Here is a 496-nt window from a genome sequence, read left to right on the forward strand (position 1 = left end):
TGGTATTCTCTACCCGACCACCTGTGTCGGTTTGGGGTACGATTCCTGACTATCTGAAGCTTAGAGGCTTTTCCTGGAAGCATGGCATCAATGACTTCACTGCCGTAGCAGCTCGACGTCGTGTCTCAGCCTTAAAGAGAGCCGGATTTACCTAACTCTCAAGCCTACGCACTTGAACCAGGACAACCGTCGCCTGGCCCACCTAGCCTTCTCCGTCCCCCCATCGCAATAGTCAGAAGTACGGGAATATTAACCCGTTTCCCATCGATTACGCCTTTCGGCCTCACCTTAGGGGTCGACTCACCCTGCCCCGATTAACGTTGGACAGGAACCCTTGGTCTTCCGGCGAGGAGGTTTTTCACCCCCTTTGTCGTTACTCATGTCAGCATTCGCACTTCTGATACCTCCAGCAAACCTTACGATCCACCTTCAACGGCTTACAGAACGCTCCCCTACCCAATATCTAAAAGATATTGCCGCAGCTTCGGTGTATTGC

At 52.4% G+C, this 496-nt stretch carries 1 rRNA gene; it reads right to left on the minus strand.

From position 1 onward, the window contains the following. Window positions 1-496, minus strand: a 23S ribosomal RNA gene (locus GOU96_RS18245); the annotation flags it as partial.

Source organism: Vibrio sp. R-1, from assembly GCF_035615595.1.
Lineage (GTDB): Bacteria > Pseudomonadota > Gammaproteobacteria > Enterobacterales > Vibrionaceae > Vibrio > Vibrio cholerae.